Raw genomic sequence first — 22,876 nt, 5'->3', positions numbered from 1 at the left:
TACATGCACGGTTTTTTGACGGAGATGGATTATGGCCGGTATCTCGATAGGAGTAGGCTCGACCGATTACACCGATCTGGTGAACAAGATGGTGAACCTGGAGGGCGCGGCTAAGACCAACCAGCTCGCCACCCTGGAGAAGACCACCACTACTCGTCTCACTGCCCTGGGCCAGTTCAAGAGTGCGATCAGCGCGTTCCAGACGGCGCTCACGGCGCTGAACAGCAATGCTGTGTTCATGGCGCGCACCGCCAAGTCTTCCAACGAAGACATTCTCAAGGCGAGCGCCACCCAGAGCGCGGTGGCTGGCACCTACCAGATCCAGGTCAACAGCCTTGCCACCAGCAGCAAGATTGCCCTCCAGGCCATCGCCGACCCGGCCAATGCCAAGTTCAACAGCGGTACGCTGAACATCTCCGTCGGCGACACCAAGCTGCCGGCGATCACCGTCGACTCCAGCAACAACACGCTGGCCGGCATGCGTGACGCCATCAATCAGGCCGGCAAGGAAGCGGGCGTCAGCGCCACCATCATTACCGACAACTCCGGCTCGCGTCTGGTGCTGAGCAGCACCAAGACCGGCGACGGCAAGGACATCAAGGTCGAGGTCAGCGATGACGGCAGCGGCGGCAATACGTCGCTCAGTCAACTGGCCTTCGATCCCGCGACGGCTCCCAAGCTCAGCGACGGCGCCGCTGCCGGCTACGTGACCAAGGCGGCAAACGGTGAAATCACCGTCGACGGCCTCAAGCGCAGCATCGCCTCCAACAGCGTGAGCGACGTCATTGACGGCGTCAGCTTCGACGTGAAAGCCGTCACCGAAGCCGGCAAGCCGATCACCCTGACTGTTTCCCGGGACGATGCCGGGGTGAAGGACAACGTCAAGAAGTTCGTCGAGGCCTACAACACCCTCACCAAGTTCATCAACGAACAGACCGTGGTGACCAAGGTCGGCGAAGACAAGAATCCGGTCACTGGTGCTCTGCTCGGCGATGCCTCCGTCCGTGCGCTGGTCAACACCATGCGCAGCGAACTGATCGCCTCCAACGAGAACGGCAGCGTACGCAACCTTGCCGCCCTCGGAATCACCACGACCAAGGACGGTACGCTGGAGATCGACGAGAAGAAGCTCGACAAGGCGATCAGCGCCGACTTCGAAGGCGTTGCCAGCTACTTCACCGGCGATACCGGCCTGGCCAAGCGCCTGGGCGATAAGATGAAGCCCTACACCGACGCCCAGGGGATTCTCGACCAGCGCACCACGACCTTGCAGAAGACCCTCAGCAACGTCGACACGCAGAAGGCTGATCTGGCCAAGCGGCTGGCGGCGCTGCAGGAGAAACTGACCACTCAGTTCAACCTGCTTTCCGCGATGCAGGATGAAATGACCAAGCGTCAGAAGAGCATCACGGACAACCTCGCCAGCCTGCCTTACGGCAGCGGCAAGAAGACCTGATCCGCTGGCTGGCGGTGCGGCCCAAGGCCGTATCGCCGGCAAAAAAACCTCCCGCCCACCGTAAAGCTCCCGCGCTCCTTGCCGATAACTTGGTCATAGCGAAGCCCACTGGGAGCGGTCCATGTACGCGATGAAAGCGATGAAGCAATACCAGCAGGTCAGCATCGAGGCTCAGGTTTCCGATGCCAACCCGCACCGTCTGATCCAACTGCTCATGCAGGGTGGTCTGGAGCGTCTGGCCCAGGCGCGTGGTGCGATGGAGCGGGAGCAGATCCCGGAAAAGGGGATCCTGATCGGCAAGGCCATCGGCATCATCGGCGGCCTTCGCGAAGCGCTGGACAGCGAGCGTGGTGGCGAGCTGGCCGGCAATCTGGATCGTCTCTACGAGTACATGATCGCTCGTCTGGTCGAGGCCAATACCAGCAACGATACCAGCCTGCTAGACGAAGTCAGCGCCCTGTTGTTGGAAGTGAAGTCCGGTTGGGACGGTATTTCGCACTGAAAGAGATGTAAAGGGATCGGTTATGAGCCAAGCCACGCAACAACTGGATGAAACCCGACTCGCCCTGGCCGATGCGTTGCAGGCCGGCAACTGGGATGCCATCGGTGAGCTGGATCAGGTCTGTCAGGTCAAGATCGACCAGGCCATGCATGATGACGAGCGCGACGAGCAGGCCTTGCGCGTGAGCCTGGAGCAGTTGCTCAGCTTGTACAACGATATGCTCAGCGCTTGCCGGCAGCAGCGCGAAGCGATCGGTGCGGAGCTGACCGGTCTGCAGCGTGCGAGTAAAGGCGCCAAGGTCTACCAGATGTTCGGATAAGTTTTTCATGGCTTTGTGCCGTTACTTTGGCGCAAGGCTTTTCGGAAAAATTTACATATCCCCCAAAACCCCTGCCAGTACTGCTTTCCATGCGGTCTGTAGGGGTTTTTTATTGCCTCTCCCTGTCGGAAACAGCAAAAAAAACACGCCATAAAATTGACTAATCGTTCACATTTGACTTAACTAGTGGCCAAATGCTGGCTGCTTATTAGAAATAGGCATTAGTCCCAGCCCTCTTTCGGGTCGAGCGAGACCCATTCGATGCAAGGCAGCTGATCAAAATGTGGCGCGAAACCAAACTCTTGCTGATTGACGACAATCTCGATCGCAGTCGCGACCTGGCAGTCATTCTCAACTTCCTCGGCGAAGATCAGCTGACCTGCAACAGCGAGGATTGGCGAGAGGTAGCGGCGGGCCTGAGCAACAGTCGCGAAGCCCTGTGCGTGCTGCTCGGCAGCGTCGAGTCGAAGGGCGGGGCGGTAGAGCTGCTGAAGCAGCTGGCCAGTTGGGACGAGTACCTGCCGATCCTGCTGATCGGCGAGCCGGCCCCGGCCGACTGGCCGGAAGAGCTGCGCCGCCGGGTGCTCGCCAGCCTGGAGATGCCGCCCAGCTACAACAAGCTGCTCGACTCCCTGCATCGCGCCCAGGTCTACCGCGAGATGTACGACCAGGCCCGCGAGCGCGGCCGCTCCCGCGAGCCGAACCTGTTCCGCAGCCTGGTCGGCACCAGCCGGGCGATCCAGCAGGTGCGGCAGATGATGCAGCAGGTCGCCGATACCGATGCCAGCGTGCTGATCCTCGGCGAGTCCGGCACCGGCAAGGAAGTGGTGGCGCGCAACCTGCATTACCATTCCAAGCGCCGCGAGGGGCCCTTCGTCCCGGTGAACTGCGGGGCGATCCCGGCGGAACTGCTGGAAAGCGAATTGTTCGGCCACGAGAAGGGCGCCTTCACCGGTGCCATCACCAGTCGTGCCGGACGTTTCGAGCTGGCCAACGGCGGCACCCTGTTCCTCGACGAGATCGGCGACATGCCGCTGCCGATGCAGGTCAAGCTGCTGCGCGTGCTGCAGGAGCGCACCTTCGAAAGGGTCGGCAGCAACAAGACGCAGAACGTCGACGTGCGGATCATCGCCGCGACCCACAAGAACCTCGAGAAGATGATCGAGGACGGCACTTTCCGCGAAGACCTCTACTACCGCCTCAACGTATTCCCCATCGAGATGGCGCCGCTGCGCGAGCGGGTGGAAGACATCGCCCTGCTGCTCAACGAACTGATCTCGCGGATGGAGCATGAGAAGCGCGGGTCGATCCGCTTCAACTCGGCAGCGATCATGTCGCTCTGCCGCCACGACTGGCCGGGCAACGTCCGCGAACTGGCGAACCTGGTGGAGCGCCTGGCGATCATGCATCCCTACGGGGTGATCGGGGTCGGCGAACTGCCGAAGAAATTCCGCCATGTCGACGACGAGGACGAGCAACTCGCCAGCAGCCTGCGCGAAGAGCTGGAAGAGCGCGCGGCGATCAACGCCGGGCTGCCGGGAATGGACGCGCCGGCGATGCTGCCGGCCGAAGGCCTGGACCTCAAGGACTACCTGGCCAACCTCGAGCAGGGCCTGATCCAGCAGGCCCTCGACGACGCCGGCGGAGTGGTCGCGCGGGCCGCCGAACGCCTGCGCATCCGTCGCACCACGCTGGTGGAGAAGATGCGCAAGTACGGCATGAGCCGGCGCGACGACGACCTGTCGGATGATTGACAGGTCGTTTCGCAACGCTTTGATTTTCAAATGAAAAAAATTTAGGCACGGGTATTGCTATATCTCCGTCGACCGACAGAACCATGACGTCGCGCCGACCGAGAGAAACGCAATGCAACCAGCCCTCCACGCCTTCCCCGAGCAGCCAGCCGATACGGCCGAGGCCACCAGCCGCGCCGGCCTCGAGCAGGCCTTCGCGCTGTTCAACCAGATGTCCAGCCAGCTCAGCGAGTCCTATAGCCTGCTGGAGGAGCGCGTTACCGAGCTGAAAGGGCAACTGGCCCTGGTCAGCGCGCAGCGCATGGAGGAGCTGGCGGAAAAGGAGCGCCTGGCGAACCGCTTGCAGAGCCTGCTCGACCTGCTTCCCGGCGGCGTCATCGTCATCGATGCCCATGGTGTGGTCCGCGAGGCCAACCCGGCGGCCCTGGGCCTGCTTGGCGAACCGTTGGTGGGCATGCTCTGGCGCGAGGTGATCGCCCGCTGCTTCGCTCCGCGCGAGGATGACGGCCACGAGATTTCCCTGCGCGACGGACGTCGCCTGTCCATCGCCACCCGCTCGCTGAACGGCGAACCGGGTCAACTGATCCTGCTCAACGACCTTACCGATACCCGCCGTCTCCAGGAGCAACTGGCGCGCCACGAGCGCCTGTCGGCGCTGGGGCGGATGGTCGCCTCGCTGGCCCACCAGATCCGCACGCCGTTGTCAGCGGCGTTGCTCTATGCCGGGCACCTCAGCGAGCAGGCGCTGCCGACCGACCAGCAGCAACGCTTCGCCGGGCGCCTGAAGGAGCGCCTGCACGAACTGGAGCATCAGGTACGCGACATGCTGGTGTTCGCCCGCGGCGAGCTGCCGCTGACCGACCGGGTGGCGCCGAAGGCGCTGTTCGACAGCCTGCGCGCGGCGGCCGAAGTCCATGTCCAGGGGCTCCAGGTGCGTTGGCAGTGCGAGGCGCGCGGCGGCGAGCTGCTGTGCAATCGCGACACCCTGGTGGGCACCGTGCTCAACCTGGTGGAGAACGCGATCCAGGCCTGCGGGCTCGAACTGCGCCTGAAGGTGCATCTCTATGCCCGCGCTGACAGCCTGCGCCTCAGCGTCAGCGACAACGGACCGGGCATGGACCCGGCGACCCTGGCGCGCCTGGGCGAACCCTTCTTCACCACCAAGACCACCGGTACCGGGCTCGGCCTGGCGGTGGTCAAGGCCGTGGCGCGCGCCCACCAGGGGCAATTGCAGTTGCGCTCTCGGCCGGGGCGCGGCACCTGCGCCACCTTGATCCTGCCGCTGATTCCGGCGGCGCCTCTTTCTGCGATTCAGGAGTAACCCCATGGCAGCCAAAGTCTTGCTGGTCGAAGACGACCGCGCACTACGCGAAGCCCTCAGCGACACCCTGCTGCTGGGCGGTCACGAGTTCGTCGCCGTGGACTCGGCGGAGGCGGCGCTGCCGGTCCTGGCCCGCGAAGCCTTCAGCCTGGTGATCAGCGACGTGAACATGCCGGGCATGGACGGACACCAGTTGCTCGGCCTGATCCGTACGCGCTACCCGCACCTGCCGGTGTTGCTGATGACCGCCTACGGCGCGGTCGATCGCGCCGTCGAGGCGATGCGCCAGGGCGCCGCCGACTACCTGGTCAAGCCGTTCGAGGCGCGGGCGCTGCTCGACCTGGTGGCACGCCATGCGCTGGGCCAGTTGCCGGGCAGCGAGGAGGATGGTCCGGTGGCCCTGGAGCCGGCCAGCCGGCAGTTGCTGGAACTGGCCGCGCGGGTCGCGCGCAGCGATTCCACCGTGCTGATCTCCGGCGAGTCCGGGACCGGCAAGGAAGTCCTGGCCAACTATATCCACCAGCAATCGCCGCGTGCCGGCAAGCCGTTCATCGCGATCAACTGCGCGGCGATCCCGGACAACATGCTCGAGGCCACCCTGTTCGGCCACGAGAAAGGTTCCTTCACCGGCGCCATTGCCGCCCAGCCCGGCAAGTTCGAGCTGGCCGACGGCGGCACCATTCTTCTCGACGAGATATCTGAAATGCCCCTCGGCCTGCAGGCCAAGCTGTTGCGCGTATTGCAGGAGCGCGAGGTGGAGCGGGTCGGTGCGCGCAAGCCGATCAACCTGGATATCCGCGTGCTTGCCACGACCAACCGCGACCTCGCGGCGGAAGTCGCGGCGGGGCGTTTCCGCGAGGACCTCTACTATCGCCTGTCGGTCTTCCCGCTGGCCTGGCGGCCGCTGCGCGAACGCCCTGCGGACATCCTGCCGCTGGCCGAGCGTCTGCTGCGCAAGCACAGCCGCAAGATGAACCTCGGCGCGGTGGCGCTCGGCCCCGAGGCCGCCCAGTGCCTGGTCCGGCATGCCTGGCCGGGCAACGTACGGGAACTCGACAACGCCATCCAGCGTGCGTTGATCCTGCAACAGGGCGGCCTGATCCAGCCCGCCGACCTGTGCCTCACCGCGCCGATCGGTATGCCGCTCGCGGCCCCGGTGCCGGTGCCCATGCCGGCAATGCCACCGGCCACCCCGCCGAGCGTCGAGATTCCGTCGCCGGCCGCAGGCCAGGACGCTAGCGGCGCGCTGGGCGACGACCTGCGCCGCCGCGAATTCCAGGTGATCATCGATACCCTGCGCACCGAGCGCGGCCGCCGCAAGGAGGCTGCCGAACGCCTTGGCATCAGCCCACGGACCCTGCGCTACAAGCTCGCCCAGATGCGCGACGCGGGGATGGACGTGGAGGCCTATCTCTACGCCATCTGAGTGCTCGCCATGTTCCCCAGGCCCGCCTCGTGCGGGCCTTTTGCGTCCGCCGCCGGTCGTCGCCCGGGGCTGTTCGAGCGTGCGCGCCTGCCGATAACCGGAGCAGGGACGGACCCTGCAGCGGTCGCGGGCATTGGCGGCGAACGCCGATGCCGGGCCTTGGGGTCGACTTGGCACCCTTGTTGCTAACTCCTCTGCAAAGTGCCGGGCGGCGTCAAAAAAGCCGCGGCTGTTGGAGGAAGAGTCATGAGTCAGGGTGTCGAGTTCAATCGTCTGATGCTGGAAATGCGTTCCATGCAAATGGAAGCCATGGCCAAGGCCAAACCGGTTCAGGCGCCGGCCGAAGCGGGGGCGCCGAGCTTTTCGGAAATGCTCTCCCAGGCCGTGGACAAGGTGAACGAGACCCAGCAGGCCTCCACCGCGATGGCCAACGCCTTCGAGGTCGGCCAGAGCGGCGTCGACCTGACCGACGTGATGATCGCCAGCCAGAAGGCCAGCGTGTCGTTCCAGGCCATGACCCAGGTGCGCAACAAACTGGTCCAGGCCTACCAAGACATCATGCAGATGCCGGTCTGAGCGGCGCGAGGATAACTAGTTCATGGCCGATGCACTGATCGACAGCCAGGTTCCCGCCAAGAGCGGCGGTGCCGGGATGCTGAAGAAATCCTTCCCGGGACTGTCGTTCCTCGACAACCTTTCCGAGATGACCATGCTGCGCCAGATCGGCCTGCTGGTCGGTCTCGCCGCCAGCGTGGCGATCGGCTTCGCCGTCGTGCTCTGGTCCCAGCAGCCGGACTACAAGCCGCTCTATGGCAGCCTCAACGGGGTCGACGCGAACCGTGTGGTGGAAGCGCTGACCGCGGCGGACATTCCCTACAAGGTCGAACCCAACTCCGGCGCGCTGCTGGTCAAGGCCGACGACCTCGGCCGGGCACGCATGAAGGTGGCCTCCGCCGGCGTGGCGCCGACCGACAACAACGTCGGTTTCGAGATCCTCGACAAGGAACAGGCGCTGGGCACCAGCCAGTTCATGGAAGCCACCAACTACCGCCGCGGCCTGGAAGGCGAGCTGGCGCGCACCGTGTCGAGCCTGAACAACGTCAAGGCCGCCCGCGTGCACCTGGCGATCCCGAAGAGTTCGGTGTTCGTCCGCGACGACCGCAAGCCCAGCGCCTCGGTGCTGGTCGAGCTGTATCCGGGTCGCAGCCTGGAGCCGAGCCAGGTGATGGCGATCGTCAACCTGGTCGCCACCAGTGTGCCGGAGCTGGACAAGTCGCAGGTCACCGTGGTCGACCAGAAGGGCAACCTGCTCTCCGACCAGCAGGAACTCTCCGAGCTGACCATGGCCGGCAAGCAGTTCGACTTCACCCGGCGCATGGAAGGCCTGCTCACCCAGCGCGTGCACAATATCCTGCAACCGGTGCTGGGCAACGGTCGCTACAAGGCCGAGGTGTCCGCCGACGTTGACTTCAGCGCGGTCGAGTCGACCTCGGAGATGTACAACCCGGACCAGCCGGCCCTGCGCAGCGAGCAACGCAACAACGAGGAACGGCAGAATTCGTCCGGCCCGCAGGGCGTGCCGGGGGCGCTGTCGAACCAGCCGCCGGGCCCGGCCAGCGCGCCGCAGCAGGCCACCGCCAGCGCGCCGGCCGACTACGTCGCGCCGGGCCAGCCGCTGAAGGACGCCAACGGCCAGACCATCATCGATCCGAAGACCGGCAAGCCGGAGCTGGCGCCGTACCCGACCGACAAGCGCGACCAGACCACCCGCAACTACGAACTGGACCGCTCGATCAGCTACACCAAGCAGCAGCAGGGGCGCTTGCGCCGACTGTCGGTGGCGGTGGTGCTGGACGACCAGATGAAGGTCGACGCGAAGACCGGCGAGGTCAGCCACCAGCCCTGGAGCGCCGACGAACTGGCGCGCTTCACCCGCCTGGTACAGGATTCGGTGGGCTACGACGCCAGCCGCGGCGACAGCGTCAGCGTGATCAACGCGCCGTTCGCCCCGGCCCAGGCCGAAGAGATCGACAGCATTCCGTTCTACTCGCAGCCGTGGTTCTGGGACATCGTCAAGCAGGTGCTCGGCGTGCTGTTCATCCTGGTCCTGGTGTTCGGTGTGCTGCGTCCGGTGCTGAGCAACATCACCGGCGGCGGCAAGGGCAAGTCGCTGGCCGGCGGCGGCGGTCGCGACGGCGACCTGGCGCTGGGCGAGAGTGGCCTGGAAGGCTCGCTGGCCGACGACCGGGTGAGCATCGGCGGGCCGTCGAGCATCCTCCTGCCGAGCCCCACGGAGGGGTATGATGCGCAATTGAACGCGATCAAGAACCTGGTCGCACAGGACCCGGGCCGCGTCGCCCAGGTCGTGAAAGAGTGGATCAACGCCGATGAGTAAGCGCCATGAGTGAGAATCGTCTCGCCGCCAAACTGACCAAGGTCGACAAGGCCGCCATCCTGCTCCTGTCGCTCGGCGAGACCGACGCGGCGCAGGTGCTGCGGCACATGGGACCGAAAGAGGTGCAGCGGGTCGGCGTGGCCATGGCGTCGATGCGCAACGTGCATCGCGAACAGGTCGAGCAGGTGATGGGCGAGTTCGTCGAAGTGGTCGGCGACCAGACCAGCCTCGGCGTCGGTGCCGACGGCTACATCCGCAAGATGCTCACCCAGGCCCTCGGCGAGGACAAGGCCAACAACCTGATCGACCGCATCCTCCTCGGCGGCAGCACCAGCGGCCTGGACAGCCTGAAGTGGATGGAGCCGCGTGCCGTGGCCGACGTGATCCGTTACGAACACCCGCAGATCCAGGCCATCGTGGTCGCCTACCTCGATCCCGACCAGGCCGCCGAGGTGCTCAGCCATTTCGACCACAAGGTGCGCCTGGATATCGTGCTGCGCGTCTCCTCGCTGAACACCGTGCAGCCCTCGGCGCTGAAGGAACTCAACCTGATCCTGGAGAAGCAGTTCGCCGGCAATTCCAACGCCACCCGCACCACCATGGGCGGGGTCAAGCGCGCGGCGGACATCATGAACTACCTCGACAGCTCCATCGAAGGCCAGCTGATGGATTCGATCCGCGAGGTCGACGAAGACCTGTCCGGACAGATCGAGGACCTGATGTTCGTCTTCGACAACCTCGCCGACGTCGACGACCGTGGCATCCAGGCGCTGCTCCGGGAAGTCTCCTCGGACGTACTGGTGCTGGCGCTCAAGGGCTCCGACGAGGCGATCCGCGAGAAGGTCTTCAAGAACATGTCCAAGCGTGCCGCCGAGCTGCTGCGCGACGACCTGGAGGCCAAGGGGCCGGTACGGGTCAGCGAAGTGGAAGGTGCGCAGAAGGAAATCCTCACCATTGCCCGGCGCATGGCCGAGTCCGGCGATATCGTGCTGGGCGGCAAGGGTGGCGAGGAGATGATCTGAGGTGGTCCCCCACGACAAGGACAAAGACAATCCCAGCGAACTGATCCGCGGCAAGGACGTGGCGGCCTTCGGCCTCTGGTCGTTGCCGAGCTTCGACGAGCCGCGCGACGAGCCGGCCGTTGCCGCGCCGCAGGTGCCCGCGGTCGCCGAACCCGCGCCGGCGCCGCCGGCGGTGGAAGAGGTCGAGCTGGAGACCGTCAAGCCGCCGACGCTGGAGGAGATCGAGGCGATCCGCCAGGACGCCTACAACGAAGGCTTCGCCACCGGCGAGCGCGACGGTTTCCACGCCGGCCAGTTGAAGGCGCGGCAGGAAGCCGAGGAGGCGCTGAAGGAGCGTCTGCAAAGTCTCGAGCGTCTGATGACGCAGCTTCTGGAACCCATCGCCGAGCAGGACGCCCTGATCGAGCAGGGCATGGTCAACCTGGTCAACCACGTTGCCCGCCAAGTGATCCAGCGCGAACTGCACATGGACTCCAGCCATGTCCGCCAGGTCCTGCGCGAGGCTCTGAAGCTGCTGCCGATGGGCGCGGCGAACATCCGTATCCATGTCAACCCGCAGGACTTCGAGCGGGTCAAGGCGCTGCGCGAGCGCCACGAAGAGAGCTGGCGGATTCTCGAGGACGATTCGTTGCTGCCCGGCGGCTGCCGCATCGAGACCGAGCACAGTCGCATCGACGCGACCATCGAGACGCGCCTGGCGCAGGCAGTGAAGCAACTGTTCGAGCAACAGCGCGAACAGGCGACCCATCCGCTGGCCAGCGACATCCGGATCGACCTCGACGCCCCCGGAGACGTCGATGCGCCTTGAGCGAACCAGTTTCGCCAGGCGCCTGGAGGGCTACACCGAGGCTGTCTCGCTGCCGGCGCAGCCGGTGGTCGAGGGCCGCCTGCTGCGCATGGTCGGCCTGACCCTCGAAGCCGAAGGCTTGCAGGCCGCGGTCGGCAGCCGCTGCAACGTGATCAACGAAAGCGGCTACCACCCGGTGCAGGTGGAGGCCGAAGTGATGGGCTTTTCCGGTAGCAAGGTGTACCTGATGCCGGTCGGCAGCCTCGCCGGCATCGCGCCCGGCGCGCGGGTCGTGCCGCTGCCGGACACCGGGCGCCTGCCGATGGGCATGTCGATGCTCGGCCGCGTGCTCGACGGCGCCGGCCGCGCCCTCGACGGCAAGGGCGGGATGCGCGCCGAAGACTGGGTGCCGATGGACGGCCCGACGATCAACCCGCTCAAGCGCCACCCGATCAGCGAACCTCTCGACGTCGGCATCCGCTCGATCAATGGCCTGCTCACGGTCGGCCGCGGCCAGCGCCTCGGCCTGTTCGCCGGTACCGGGGTGGGCAAGTCGGTGCTGCTGGGGATGATGACCCGCTTCACCAGGGCCGACATCATCGTCGTCGGTCTGATCGGCGAGCGGGGCCGCGAGGTGAAGGAGTTCATCGACGAGATCCTCGGCGAGGAAGGCCTCAAGCGCTCCGTGGTGGTCGCCTCGCCGGCCGACGACGCGCCGCTGATGCGCCTGCGTGCCGCGCAATACTGCACGCGGATCGCCGAGTACTTCCGCGACAAGGGCAAGAACGTATTGCTGCTGATGGACTCGCTGACCCGCTACGCCCAGGCCCAGCGCGAGATCGCCCTGGCCATCGGCGAGCCACCGGCGACCAAGGGGTATCCGCCATCGGTGTTCGCCAAGCTGCCGAAGCTGGTGGAACGCGCCGGCAATGCCGAAGCCGGTGGCGGCTCGATCACCGCGTTCTACACCGTGCTCTCCGAGGGCGACGACCAGCAGGACCCGATCGCCGACGCCGCTCGCGGCGTGCTCGACGGGCACTTCGTATTGTCCCGGCGGTTGGCCGAGGAAGGCCACTATCCGGCCATCGATATCGAAGCTTCGATCAGCCGGGTGATGCCGCAGGTGGTCGAGGCCGAGCACCTGCGCGACGCCCAGCGCTTCAAGCAGCTCTGGTCGCGCTACCAGCAGAGTCGCGATCTGATCAGCGTCGGTGCCTACGTGGCCGGCGGCGATCCCGAGACCGACCTGGCCATCGCTCGCTTCCCGGTCATGCGCCAGTTCCTGCGCCAGGGCCTCGACGAAAGCGAAAGCCTGGCGGAAAGCCGTGCGCGGCTGGCGAGCCTGCTCGCCGGCGGGCAGGCCTGAGGCGCGCTGAGGCATGGAGAAGCGCGCGGCGCGGCTGGCGCCGGTGGTGGACATGGCCAGCAAGGCCGAGCGGGATGCCGCGACCCAGCTGGGCAGGTGCCAGCAGCAATTGCTCGCGGCACAGCAGAAGCTGGCGGAGCTGGAACGCTACCGCAACGACTACCAGCAGCAATGGATCAGCCAGGGCCAGAAGGGCGTCAGCGGCCAGTGGCTGATGAACTACCAGCGCTTCCTCTCGCAACTGGAGACCGCCGTCGCCCAGCAGGCCAACAGCGTGACCTGGCACCGCGAGGCGGTGGACAAGGCGCGGCTCAACTGGCAGGAGAGATACGCCCGCCTGGAAGGGCTGCGCAAGCTGGTCGAGCGCTACCTGGAAGAGGCGCGCCAGGCCGAGGACAAGCGCGAGCAGAAACAGCTCGACGAACTCGCCCAGCGTACCCGCCGCCAGGACGACTGACGACTCAGAAGAACGGACGCGACGCCTTCAGCATGAATGTGGTGTCGCAGTAGCTGTTGTGTCCCGAGTAGGCGCTGCAATCGCTGCCGGTCAGGCTGGTGCCGCTGTAGGACAGGTTCAGGTCGATGCCCAGCCAGGGCCGCGAGAGGTTCACCGACCAGTCGTTGAAGACGCTCACGTAGCCCCCGCCGCTGAGGCTCGCCGGGTTGTCCAGGCGATGGTTGCCGTACTTCAGGGTGACGTCGAAACCGAACGGCGGGTTGACCCCGAGGTCGGCGAACAGGGTGGTGTCGTTGCGCCCCGGGTCGCTGCTCAGGGCCGCGCCGAGCCGGCTGCCGAAGATCGACAGGCCGCCGTAGAGTTCGGCTGCGTCGTTGGCTGGCTGCTCCGGGCGGCTGTAGCGGATCAGGCCCATTTCGTAGCCCAGGCGGTTGTTCAGCGGGCGCTTGAAGCCGGCGTAGGAGTCGATCTCGGTGGGCTTGCCGGGGTCGAGGTTGGAGGTCCAGTTGCCGATGTACCAGCCACTTTCGTGGCTTAGGTCGAGGCCGCCGTGGAAACTGCCGGAGCTGCCCGGGGTGACCAGGCCCTGGGCCATGCTGCGGGTCGGACTGGTGGCCAGCTTGAGTTCGAAATCGCCCAGGTCGCGGGCCATCACCTGGGCCAGGGCCGAGGAACTGGCGAGCAGGGCACAGGTGAGCACGAGCAGGTGCTTGAGCATGGTTCTCCCCTGGTAATGCGGACAACGGCGCTGCGCCGGTCTTCCCGCACGACGCCAACGGCAAGGCCGCGGCATGGGGCCGGGCGAGGTCGGGCAGGTCGGAAGGGCAGGAAGAGCGGCGAGCTAGAGCGCCACGGACCATCTTAACCAAGGTTCGGGCGGCTGACCGACCGCTCGTCAGGGCCGGCCGATCAATTGTTACCGCAGGCTTTCCGCGAGGCTGGCCAGGCGAATCACTTCCACCCGGTTGCGACCGCTGCTCTTGGCCCGGTAGAGAGCCTGGTCGGCGGCGCTGTAGAGCTGCTCGTAGCTGGCCTGGCCGCCTCCGTCGAGGCTGGCCACGCCGAAGCTGGCGGTCAGGCAGAGCACGCCGTCCTGCGTCGCCAGCGGGGTACCTTCGAGGCGTTCGCGGAGTTTTTCCGCAAGGCTGCGAGCCTGCTGCTCGGCGGTGTCGGGCAGGAGCAGGAGGAATTCTTCCCCGCCCAGGCGCGCCACGCTGTCGCTGCTACGGGTATTGCCGCGCAGCAGGTTGGCGGCATGGCGGATGACCTCGTCGCCGAAGGGGTGCCCATAGCGGTCGTTGATGTACTTGAAGTGATCCAGGTCGACCATCAGCAGGCTCAGCGGCTGCGGTTGGCGAGCGATGCGCGCGAGCTCCATGAGCACCAACTGGTCGAACTCGCGACGATTGAACAGGCCGGTCAGGGGGTCGTGACCGGCCAGGTACTCCAACTGGCGATTCTTCTCCTCCAGCTCCTGCCGCTGCAACTCCAGCTTGCGTTGCTGGCGCAGGTTGCGCACGTGGCCGTGCCAGAGGATCAGCGACAGCAGCAGGCCGAGGCCGAACGCGGTGAGGCCGTTGGCCTGGTTCGACAGGCGCAGTTGCGGGTCGGCCTGGGCGTGGTCCATCGCCACCTCGAAGGCCAGCATCGCCAGACCGTAGAAGGGCACCGCGTAGGCCGGGCGGATCAGGATGAACATGGCGCAGGCGAAACAGGCCAGCAGCAGCGGCGTGATGTTGCTGGTGATGCGCTGGTCGATGCAGGCGATGGCGACGCCGAAGCCTATGATCCCTGCGCCGCCCAGCAGGATCAGCAGGCGCATGCGCCACAGCTTGGGCGGCTGGCGGCGCAGCCATAGCGCGAGCAGGCCGATGCCGCCGAAGAGCAGGGCCATGGCGCCATGGGCGTACATGATTTCCTGGCGCCAGAGCTGATGGCCGAGGTCCGGGCGGAAGTCCTTGAGGGAAAACACCAGGATGTGGATCAGGTTGAAGGGGACGGTCAGCAGCGCGAGGTGGGTCAGACGCGAGAGATTCTCCAGGGCGATGGGAAGGGCCAGGGACGAATTCACCTCGATGGCGTGCTGGATCGATTCGAGCGTCGTTCTGGCCACGTTCTGCGGGTCCGCGTGGGCGCTGTGCCATCACAGCATAGCAGCGTCGCGACGGCCGCCCTATCCGGCTTTCCGGGCCGGTCGTCCGGTTTGCACGGGCGTACCTGGCGCCGCTTTCATTCCGGCAGCCGCCTGGCCAGCAGCAGTGCGACCAGGCCCAGCAGGCTCCAGTACGCCGCCAGCGGCCAGGGATGGTCGAACGGTAGCAGGGTGGACGCGCCCAGTCCGAGGCCGATCAGCAGGTAGTAAGCGAGCCCGAACAGGGCTCCGGCGCGTCCCCGGCAATCGTCGTAGGCGTGCAGCGCCGGACCCAGCAGGTTGGGAATCGCCACGCCGAAGCCGACGAAGATCGGCAGGGCTGGCAGCGCCCAGTACAGGCCTTCGGCGTATCCGACGGCGGCCAACAGCGTCTGCGCTGTCGCGCCGACGGCCGCCAGCGCCAGGCCCAGGCGTACCCGGCGAGCGCTGTTCCAGGTGCGCGGCAGGCGTCGGTTGAGCAAGGCGCCGAGGCTCCCGGCAAGGGCGATGGCCAGGCCGATCCAGCCGAAGCCCAGGCCGGGCAGGTCGCCGACCATGAACGGCCCGGCGGCGTAGAAGGAGAACACCAGCACATTGAGCACCGCCACCAGCAGTGCGCGCGTTTGTAGCGGGCGGTCGGCCAGGACCCGTCGGAAGATCGCCAGGGTCGCGGGCTCGGGCGTGCCCGCCAGCAGCGGACGGGTTTCCGGCCAGGCCGGGACGACCAGCGCCGCCAGCGAGGCGAGCAGCACCGCCAGGGTGGCGAACACCGCCGGGTGCCCGCCGAGGTCGGCCAGCCACTGGCCGCCGAGGGGGCCGACTGCCGGCGACCAGGCCAGCACCGCGCCGAGCGTGACGAAATAGCTCATCAACGCCGGGCCTTGCAGCACATCGCGCAGGCTGGCCTGCACCGTCACCGAGCAGGTCGCCAGGCCGAGGCCCTGGACCAGGCGACAGGCAAGCAGGTAGGAATAGTCGGTACTGGCCCAGGCACCGAAGGTCGCCAGGGCCGCCAGGCCGAGCCCGCCGAGCAGAGCCGGGCGCCGGCCGAGGCGGTCGGCCAGCCAGCCCCAGAGCCAGATGCCGGGGGCGAAACCGACGAAGAACAGCGCCATGGTCCACTGGCTGGTAGCGTCGTCCAGTCGCCAGTGGCTGGCCAGGGCCGGCAGCGCGGGGGAAAGGATGGTTTCGGCGACTTGCGGCAGGGCTAGCAGGGCGAGCACCAGCAGCAGGGGAGGGCGAGGACGGTCAGGCATGATGGCTCCGGAAAAAAGAGCCAAGCCTAGGCCGCCTGCGCCTGGCAGAATGCTGCGGTCAGGACGGAAAACATCGCGAAGAGGACAAGGTGCCGCGCTATCCCTACGAACGGGTCGAGGATCCCGATCTCGCCCGCTGCCCGGTGGTCGGCCTCGAGGTCGACAGCACCGGCCACCGCAGCGACTGGCATTGCCACCGGCGCGCGCAGTTGCTGTACATGGCGGCCGGTAGCGTCACGCTGTATTTCGCCGAGCGCATTTGCCAATTGACGCCGCTCCAGGCCGCCTGGCTGCCGGCCGGCGTGCCGCATCGCACGGTCCTGCACGGGCGCTTCGCCTACCGTAGCCTGTACTTCGAACCCTCGGCGTTCGCCGAGCTGCCGGACAGCGTCCAGGTCCTCGAAGTCGGGCCGCTAATGCGCGAACTGATCCTGCGCATGACCGGCTGGGCAGCCGACTTGCAATTGGAAGGGCCGCACCTGACGCTGTTGCGCGCACTGTTCGATGAACTGGCGAGCGCGCCGGCACACGCCGCGAGCCTGCCGATGCCGCGCGATGCGCGGGCGCTGAAGGTGGCCGAGGCGCTGCTGGCGCAACCCGCGCTGGACTGGAGCATCGAGGCATGGGGACGTGAGGTCGGCGCCAGCGGGCGGACCCTGGCGCGTCTGTTCACCGAGCAGACCGGCCTGGGTTTCTCCCGCTGGCGAACCCAGGCGCGCTTGTTCGAAGCGCGGAGGCGCCTGGCCGAAGGCCGCTCGGTGACCGAGGTCGCCCACGCCCTGGGCTACGCCAGCGACAGCGCGTTCATCGCCATGTACCGGCGGGTCTGCGGGCAGTCGCCGGGGCGCGCCCTGCGTGGCCTCGAATGAGCGCTCAGAAGCGTTCGTGGAGGCCGAGGTAGCGCCATTCGCCGAGCGGTAGCCTGGCCAGCGACAGCGCGCCGATGCGCAGGCGGCGGATGCTCCGCACTTCCAGCCCCTCGCTTTCGCACATGAAGCGCAACTGGCCGGGCTGCACGTCTTTGAGGGCGAAGCGCAGGTGGCTTTCGTTCTGCCAACTGACCTTGCACGGCGATAGCCTGCGGCCCTGGTAGGCGAGGCCGTGGCGCAGGCGCTCGAGGCCGCCGGCGGCCAGGTCGCCGGCGACCTCGACCAGGTATTCCTGCTCCAGCCGTGCACCGTCGTCCACCAGCTTGCGCAGTACGCCGTGCTGCTGGCTGAACACCACCAGCCCCGAAGCCTCGCTGTCCAGCGCAAGGGTGGGACGCTGGCGGGCGAAGTGTTTTTTCAGCGCTCGCAAGGGACTGGGGTCATCGCTCCAGCGCCGCCCCGCAGCGAGCAGGCCTTCGAAATCGTCGTGGCGCCAGCCGGCCGGCTTGTGCAACAGCAGGGTGGCCGGTTCGATCGTTTCCGCGCGGGCGCCCGGCAGCAGCTCCACGCGCTGGTCGAGCACCTTGAACTGTGGCTCCTCGATCACTTCGCCGTCGACGCTGACCCAGCCGCCCTCGATGTACAGCTCGGCTTCGCGGCGCGAGCAGGCGGTGAGTTCGGCGAGGCGTTTGGACAGGCGGATCGGGTCGGTCATGGCGAGGCTACTGGAATGAAAGACCGCCAGTTTACTCGTTGTGGCGATGGGCGCCGAGGAATGATTCGGCGCCCGCTCGGTCCCAACTTAAGGAACCGGAGAGGAGACCCTCATGCAGTCACGCCTGATCGATGGCCTGGAATGGGACCTGGACGAGGATGGCAGCGGCGGCCTGTGCAACGTCCATGGCGACAAGGTCCATCTGCGCCAGGGCGACATGGACGGCGCCTGCGGGCCCTACTGCCTGGTCATGGCGATGCTGGTCCGCGGCCAACTGCGCCGGCGCCAGGCCAAGGGCCTGGAGCGGGTCGACAGTCGCAGTCGCTACGGGCGCCTGATGAAGGCGCTGGACCAGCACGGCCCGCTGCTGCGCGTCGGCACCACCGGCGTCGACCTGCTGGAGCTGCTGGCCGAGATCAACGATACCGAGCATTTCGCCCTCAAGGGCGAGGGGCGCAGGTTGGTCCGGCACACCCGCGAATACCTGCAGGCCGGCTTTCCGGTAGTGCTCGGTTTCCACGGCCGCAAGGGCAGCGATATCCGCCACTGGGGCCTGGCCATCGGCATGAGCGAGCGCGCCTTCCTGCTCCTCGACCCGGCCCACGACCTGCCGCGCGGGCAGGCCTGGAACGCGGTGATCACCAGCGAGGCGCACGGTTCCCGGTTCGGCTATCGCTATATCAATGCCAAGGGCACCTGGGCGGTGACCCTCAAGGAAATGGTCGCCTTGCTTTGAGGGGCGGGTTTGTTACAGCCCGTGTGCGGACTGCCAGGCGCGGCGGATCTGCGACTAGAGTGGTGTTTTTCGCTTGGGGAAGGAGAGAACGCATGCCGGGCCTGTCTTTGAATGCCATCCTGCTGAGCGCCGTCGCGCTGCTCGCTCCGTCGGTCGAGGCGGTGGACGCCGGTCGCCACGACAGCGAGCTGGGCGCCGTCGAGGTCACCCCGGTGGTTGGTGGTCTGGCCTATCCCTGGGCCGTCGCCTTCCTGCCGGACAACCAGGGCATATTGGTCACCGAGCGGCCCGGCAGCTTGCGTTTCGTCAGTCCCGAGGGACAGTTGTCGGCGCCGCTGGAAGGCGTACCCAGGGTCTTCGCCAGCGGCCAGGGGGGACTGCTCGACGTCGCCTTGTCGCCGGGGTTCGCCGAGGACCGGCTGGTCTACCTGACCTATGCCGAGGCCGGCGAGGACGGCCGCGCCGGAACGGCGGCGGGACGTGGCCGGTTATCGGCGGACAAGCGACGGCTGGAGGGCTTCCACGTGATCTTCCGGCAGTTGCCGAAGCTTTCCAGCGGCCATCACTTCGGCTCGCGCCTGGTCTTCGACGGCAAGGGCCACCTGTTCATCGCCCTCGGCGAGAACAACCAGCGCAGCACCTCGCAGGACCTGGACAAGTTGCAGGGCAAGGTCGTCCGCCTGTATCCGGACGGCGGCGTTCCCAAGGACAATCCCTTCGTCGGCCGTACCGACGCGCGGCCGGAGATCTGGAGCTATGGCCACCGCAACCAGCAGGGCGCCGCGCTGAATCCCTGGACCGGCCGGCTCTGGACCCACGAGCACGGCCCGCGCGGCGGCGACGAGATCAACATACCCCAGGCCGGCGGGAACTACGGCTGGCCGCTGGCGACCCATGGAATCAACTACACCCTGCTGCCGATCCCCGAAGCCAGGGGCAAGGCCGTCGAAGGTACCGAGGCGCCGCACCATGTCTGGGAGAAGTCGCCGGCGATCAGCGGCATGGCGTTCTACGATGCGCAGCGCTTCCCGGCCTGGCAGCATAATTTGTTCATCGGCGCGCTGGCGACGCAGGAACTGATCCGCCTGCAACTGGATGGCGACCGGATCGTCCACGAAGAGCGCCTGCTGGGCGATCTCGGGGTGCGCATCCGCGACGTGCGGCAGGGCCCGGACGGCTATCTCTACCTGCTCACCGACCAGAAGGACGGGCAATTGCTGCGCCTGGGGTTGGCGCGCTAGCCTTCAGCCTTGGTTGCGCTTGAGCTGGACGTAGAGCGCCTCGACCTTTTCCCGGGCCCAGGGCGTCTTGCGCAGGAAGGCGAGGCTGGACTTGATGCTCGGGTCGTTCCTGAAACAACGAATGTCGACCCGTTTGCCAAGCTCCGCCCAGCCGTGGTGGGCGACCAGTTCGGTGAGCAGTTTTTCCAGGGTGACGCCGTGCAGTGGATCGGGATGGCCAGGCATGAAGGGCTCGGGATTCAGGCAATGAAAAAGGGGATGGAGCGTGGCACATCTGCGTGCCGGCCTGCCATCCCCTTCGTAGTCCCCGGCGAGGGGCGGGCGTTCAGCGCTTCTTGCTGATGGTGATCTGCCGCGACGGGCCGTAGACCTGGCCGCTGACGCCCTTGGCGATCTTCTGGATCTCGCCGCCGGCCTGGAGGAAGGCGGCGACCTGCGCTTCGATGGACTCGCGGGTTTCGACCGCGGGAGCCGGCTTGGCGGCTTTCGGCGCGACGGTTTTCTTCATGATGGCCATATCCGGGGACCTGTCTCTGCATTAAATATGGCCGTTCATTATAACCGAAGCGGCGTTTTATTTCATCTTGAATATTGTCGATCAGATTTCGGACGTAACCTGCTGTTTTCTATAAAGTCCGTTAGGCAATACCCGAGCGAGGCGCTGCGGCATTGGCGATCCGGCGGCGAACTGCTCGAGGTCTCCGCGGCTGGATGTTCCGCCGACCCCGGGCGACGCAGGATACCGCCAGGTGGATAACTCCCTTCGCGCATCCCGGCATGAATTCCAATGTTTGCATTAGTTGATGCGAGAAAGTTCTCCGGGCCTCTATCTCACCTATATCGAGAATAATGAAAAGTTCACGATTAGTTATCGGCTAAGTTGCCCGGATATATACGTCGATATCATCGCGCTGCCGGCCGGGGCATGCATCGCCTCGCTGCGTTCCCGGTGCTAACCTGCGGAACCCCAGCCGCCGAGCGAGCGCCGCATGCCAGCCATTCTCTCCTCCCGCCAACGTATCGCCCTGCGCCTGGCCTGGCGCTTCATGGCGCCTTACCGCTGGCGCATGCTCGGGGCCCTGGTGGCGTTGCTGTTCACCGCGGCGATCACCCTGTCCCTGGGCCAGGGCATCCGCCTGCTGGTGGACCAGGGGTTCCTCACCGCCTCGCCCGAATTGCTCAATCGCTACATCCTGCTGTTCTTCGTGCTGGTGCTCGGCCTGGCCGTGGGCACCTTCGTGCGCTTCTACCTGGTGTCCTGGATCGGCGAGCGCTTCGTCGCCGATATCCGCAAGCGCGTGTTCGACCACCTGATCGAGTTGCATCCCGGTTTCTACGAAACCAACCGTAGCTCCGAGATCCAGTCGCGCCTGACCGCCGACACTACGCTGCTGCAGACGGTGATCGGTTCCTCGCTGTCGATGGCCCTGCGCAATGCCCTGATGCTGGTCGGCGGGGTGCTGCTGATGTTCGTCACCAACGCCAAGCTGACCAGCATCGTGGTGCTGGCGTTGCCGCTGGTGATCGCCCCGATCCTGCTGTTCGGCCGCCGCGTGCGCAGCCTGTCGCGGGAAAGCCAGGACCGGGTGGCCGACGTCGGCAGCTACGTCGGTGAAACCCTCGGTCAGATCAAGACCGTGCAGGCCTACAACCACCAGGCGCAGGATCGCCAGCGCTTCGCCGGCACCGTCGAACGCGCCTTCGACACCGCGCGCAAGCGCATCGCCCAGCGCGCCTGGCTGATCACCGTGGTGATCGTGCTGGTGCTCGGCGCGGTCGGCGTCATGCTCTGGGTCGGCGGCCGCGACGTGATCGCCGGCAGCATCTCGGCCGGCGAACTGGCCGCGTTCGTCTTCTACAGCCTGATCGTCGGCATGGCCTTCGGCACCCTCAGCGAGGTGATCGGCGAATTGCAGCGCGCCGCCGGCGCCGCAGAGCGCATCGCCGAGCTGCTCAGGGCGCGCAGCGAGATCCGCCCGCCAGCGCAACCACGCAAGCTGGCGGCACGGGTGAGCGGGAGGATCGAATTGCAGGCGGTGCGCTTCGCCTATCCGACCCGTCCCGAACACTGGGCCATCGACGACATCAGCCTGGCCGTCGAACCGGGGGAAACCCTGGCCCTGGTCGGACCTTCCGGCGCCGGCAAGTCGACCCTGTTCGATCTGCTCCTGCGTTTCTTCGATCCGCAGCAGGGACGGCTGCTGCTGGACGGGCAGCCGATCGTCGAACTGGACCCGGCCGACTTGCGCCGCAGCTTTGCCCTAGTGTCGCAGAACCCCGCGCTGTTCTTTGGCAGCGTCGAGGAAAACATCCGCTACGGCCGTCCGCATGCCAGCGCCGCCGAGGTCGAGGCCGCAGCGCGTGCCGCGCATGCCCACGAGTTCATCCTGGGTCTGCCGCAGGGCTACGCCACCCACCTGGGCGAGGGCGGCATCGGCCTGTCCGGCGGCCAGCGCCAGCGCCTGGCGATCGCCCGGGCGTTGCTGGTAGACGCGCCGGTGCTGCTGCTCGACGAGGCGACCAGCGCCCTGGATGCGGAAAGCGAGCACCTGATCCAGCAGGCCCTGCCAGGCCTGATGAGCGGACGTACCACCCTGGTGATCGCCCATCGCCTGGCCACGGTACAGAGCGCCGACCGCATCGCGGTGATCGACCAGGGGCGGCTGGTGGCCATTGGTAGCCATGCCCGGCTGATCGCCGAGAACCCGCTCTATGCGCGCCTGGCGGAACTGCAGTTCGCTGCCGGCGGACGCTAGCTTCAGAGCGGCTTGTCGATGCCCGCGTACTGCTTGTCCAGCTCGTCGATACGCTGCGCGTAGGCGCGGGAGAGGCAGTCGGTGTCGCCACCGCAGCGCCGGCGCTGGCGCAGCCAGTCCTGCTGCCGGTCCTGCATGGCGCCGCGGCCGCCCATGGCGAACAGGCCGCGGAGGAAGTGGTACTTGACGCTCATCTCGACGTCCTTGTCGTTCAGCGCCCGGTTCGCGCAGATGGCCTTTTCGTCCGCTCGCTCAGCCTTTTCGCAATCGAAGCTGGCCGCTTCGGCCAGGGGCGCCAGCAGGAGTCCGCCGAGGGCGAGGAATGCCAGGTGCTTCATGCCGTTCTCCGTTTCGCCTGGTTGCTTGC

At 66.5% G+C, this 22,876-nt stretch carries 23 protein-coding genes; 16 read left to right on the top strand and 7 right to left on the bottom strand.

The features are described 5' to 3' along the window. Positions 1-31 precede the first annotated feature (31 nt). The 12 genes from fliD (at position 32) to fliJ (ending at position 12,805) form a co-directional block, all read left to right on the top strand. Complete coding sequence (gene fliD, locus LJF27_RS08860; RefSeq protein ID WP_003082190.1) at positions 32-1,456, top strand: flagellar filament capping protein FliD; 1,425 nt, start codon at positions 32-34, stop codon at positions 1,454-1,456. Positions 1,457-1,577: 121 nt separating this feature from the next. Next, the gene (gene fliS, locus LJF27_RS08855; RefSeq protein WP_003082192.1) at positions 1,578-1,958 is read left to right on the top strand and encodes a flagellar export chaperone FliS; all 381 of its coding nucleotides are present in this window, start codon (positions 1,578-1,580) and stop codon (positions 1,956-1,958) included. A gap of 22 nt (positions 1,959-1,980) precedes the next feature. Further along, entirely contained in the window at positions 1,981-2,277 is a 297-nt protein-coding gene (gene fleP, locus LJF27_RS08850; RefSeq protein WP_003082194.1) for a pili length/flagellar attachment protein FleP, read from the top strand. A 281-nt stretch (positions 2,278-2,558) separates the two neighbouring features. Continuing rightward, positions 2,559-4,031: a transcriptional regulator FleQ gene (gene fleQ, locus LJF27_RS08845; protein WP_003086448.1), complete on the top strand. Its 1,473-nt coding sequence runs from the start codon at positions 2,559-2,561 to the stop codon at positions 4,029-4,031. Between the two features lie 112 nt (positions 4,032-4,143). Then, on the top strand, positions 4,144-5,352 hold the full coding sequence (gene fleS, locus LJF27_RS08840) for a sensor histidine kinase FleS (protein ID WP_023116704.1): 1,209 nt from the start codon (positions 4,144-4,146) through the stop codon (positions 5,350-5,352). A gap of 4 nt (positions 5,353-5,356) precedes the next feature. Next, positions 5,357-6,778: a sigma-54-dependent response regulator transcription factor FleR gene (fleR, locus tag LJF27_RS08835; protein WP_003082202.1), complete on the top strand. Its 1,422-nt coding sequence runs from the start codon at positions 5,357-5,359 to the stop codon at positions 6,776-6,778. 246 nt (positions 6,779-7,024) lie between these two features. Continuing rightward, positions 7,025-7,354: a flagellar hook-basal body complex protein FliE gene (fliE, locus tag LJF27_RS08830; RefSeq protein WP_003140591.1), complete on the top strand. Its 330-nt coding sequence runs from the start codon at positions 7,025-7,027 to the stop codon at positions 7,352-7,354. A 22-nt stretch (positions 7,355-7,376) separates the two neighbouring features. Next, on the top strand, positions 7,377-9,173 hold the full coding sequence (gene fliF / locus LJF27_RS08825; protein ID WP_003109118.1) for a flagellar basal-body MS-ring/collar protein FliF: 1,797 nt from the start codon (positions 7,377-7,379) through the stop codon (positions 9,171-9,173). 5 nt (positions 9,174-9,178) lie between these two features. Further along, positions 9,179-10,195 (top strand): flagellar motor switch protein FliG, encoded by a 1,017-nt coding sequence (fliG, locus tag LJF27_RS08820; RefSeq protein WP_003082212.1) that lies wholly within the window; start codon positions 9,179-9,181, stop codon positions 10,193-10,195. A 1-nt stretch (position 10,196) separates the two neighbouring features. After that, on the top strand, positions 10,197-11,003 hold the full coding sequence (fliH, locus tag LJF27_RS08815) for a flagellar assembly protein FliH (RefSeq protein ID WP_003082217.1): 807 nt from the start codon (positions 10,197-10,199) through the stop codon (positions 11,001-11,003). Then, positions 10,993-12,348, top strand: coding sequence for a flagellar protein export ATPase FliI (gene fliI, locus LJF27_RS08810; RefSeq protein WP_003086458.1), 1,356 nt, complete (start codon positions 10,993-10,995; stop codon positions 12,346-12,348). The genes fliH and fliI overlap by 11 nt, the downstream gene beginning before the upstream one ends. Before the next feature lie 13 nt (positions 12,349-12,361). Next, on the top strand, positions 12,362-12,805 hold the full coding sequence (gene fliJ / locus LJF27_RS08805) for a flagellar export protein FliJ (RefSeq protein WP_003082220.1): 444 nt from the start codon (positions 12,362-12,364) through the stop codon (positions 12,803-12,805). 4 nt (positions 12,806-12,809) lie between these two features. Here the strand turns inward: fliJ and LJF27_RS08800 are convergent, their stop codons facing one another. The 3 genes from LJF27_RS08800 to LJF27_RS08790 all read right to left on the bottom strand — a co-directional run bounded on the left by LJF27_RS08800 (position 12,810) and on the right by LJF27_RS08790 (position 16,192). Continuing rightward, positions 12,810-13,523, bottom strand: coding sequence for a TorF family putative porin (locus tag LJF27_RS08800; protein WP_003086461.1), 714 nt, complete (start codon positions 13,521-13,523; stop codon positions 12,810-12,812). A 198-nt stretch (positions 13,524-13,721) separates the two neighbouring features. Beyond that, entirely contained in the window at positions 13,722-14,918 is a 1,197-nt protein-coding gene (gene roeA, locus LJF27_RS08795) for a diguanylate cyclase RoeA (RefSeq protein ID WP_003082226.1), read from the bottom strand. Positions 14,919-15,034: 116 nt separating this feature from the next. After that, on the bottom strand, positions 15,035-16,192 hold the full coding sequence (locus LJF27_RS08790) for a multidrug effflux MFS transporter (protein WP_023103360.1): 1,158 nt from the start codon (positions 16,190-16,192) through the stop codon (positions 15,035-15,037). 89 nt (positions 16,193-16,281) lie between these two features. Between LJF27_RS08790 and LJF27_RS08785 the strand changes: the two genes are divergently transcribed. After that, positions 16,282-17,061 (top strand): AraC family transcriptional regulator, encoded by a 780-nt coding sequence (locus LJF27_RS08785; protein WP_003082235.1) that lies wholly within the window; start codon positions 16,282-16,284, stop codon positions 17,059-17,061. 4 nt (positions 17,062-17,065) lie between these two features. Here the strand turns inward: LJF27_RS08785 and LJF27_RS08780 are convergent, their stop codons facing one another. Continuing rightward, positions 17,066-17,776 carry an rRNA pseudouridine synthase gene (locus LJF27_RS08780; protein ID WP_017001452.1) on the bottom strand — a complete coding sequence of 237 codons (711 nt, stop codon included), beginning with the start codon at positions 17,774-17,776 and terminating at the stop codon, positions 17,066-17,068. A gap of 112 nt (positions 17,777-17,888) precedes the next feature. Between LJF27_RS08780 and hcuA the strand changes: the two genes are divergently transcribed. Continuing rightward, positions 17,889-18,512, top strand: a complete 624-nt coding sequence (gene hcuA / locus LJF27_RS08775; RefSeq protein WP_003163120.1) for a hydrophobic compound transporter HcuA — start codon at positions 17,889-17,891, stop codon at positions 18,510-18,512. Positions 18,513-18,604: 92 nt separating this feature from the next. After that, entirely contained in the window at positions 18,605-19,753 is a 1,149-nt protein-coding gene (hcuB, locus tag LJF27_RS08770) for a hydrophobic compound transporter HcuB (protein WP_003159764.1), read from the top strand. A 3-nt stretch (positions 19,754-19,756) separates the two neighbouring features. Here hcuB and LJF27_RS08765 read toward each other — a convergent pair whose 3' ends face one another. Continuing rightward, on the bottom strand, positions 19,757-19,978 hold the full coding sequence (locus tag LJF27_RS08765; protein ID WP_003082243.1) for a VF530 family DNA-binding protein: 222 nt from the start codon (positions 19,976-19,978) through the stop codon (positions 19,757-19,759). Positions 19,979-20,078: 100 nt separating this feature from the next. After that, positions 20,079-20,270 (bottom strand): hypothetical protein, encoded by a 192-nt coding sequence (locus LJF27_RS08760; RefSeq protein ID WP_003109112.1) that lies wholly within the window; start codon positions 20,268-20,270, stop codon positions 20,079-20,081. A gap of 472 nt (positions 20,271-20,742) precedes the next feature. Here LJF27_RS08760 and hcuC point away from each other — a divergent pair, with 472 nt between their 5' ends. Next, complete coding sequence (gene hcuC / locus LJF27_RS08755) at positions 20,743-22,509, top strand: hydrophobic compound transporter HcuC (RefSeq protein WP_003145485.1); 1,767 nt, start codon at positions 20,743-20,745, stop codon at positions 22,507-22,509. 2 nt (positions 22,510-22,511) lie between these two features. Here hcuC and LJF27_RS08750 read toward each other — a convergent pair whose 3' ends face one another. Next, positions 22,512-22,847 carry a lysozyme inhibitor LprI family protein gene (locus tag LJF27_RS08750; protein WP_003082246.1) on the bottom strand — a complete coding sequence of 112 codons (336 nt, stop codon included), beginning with the start codon at positions 22,845-22,847 and terminating at the stop codon, positions 22,512-22,514. Positions 22,848-22,876: the final 29 nt, after the last annotated feature.

This window comes from Pseudomonas sp. 203-8 (assembly GCF_020708595.1).
GTDB classification, from domain to species: Bacteria; Pseudomonadota; Gammaproteobacteria; order Pseudomonadales; family Pseudomonadaceae; genus Pseudomonas; species Pseudomonas aeruginosa.
This window is presented reverse-complemented; position numbering and strand designations above follow the sequence as displayed.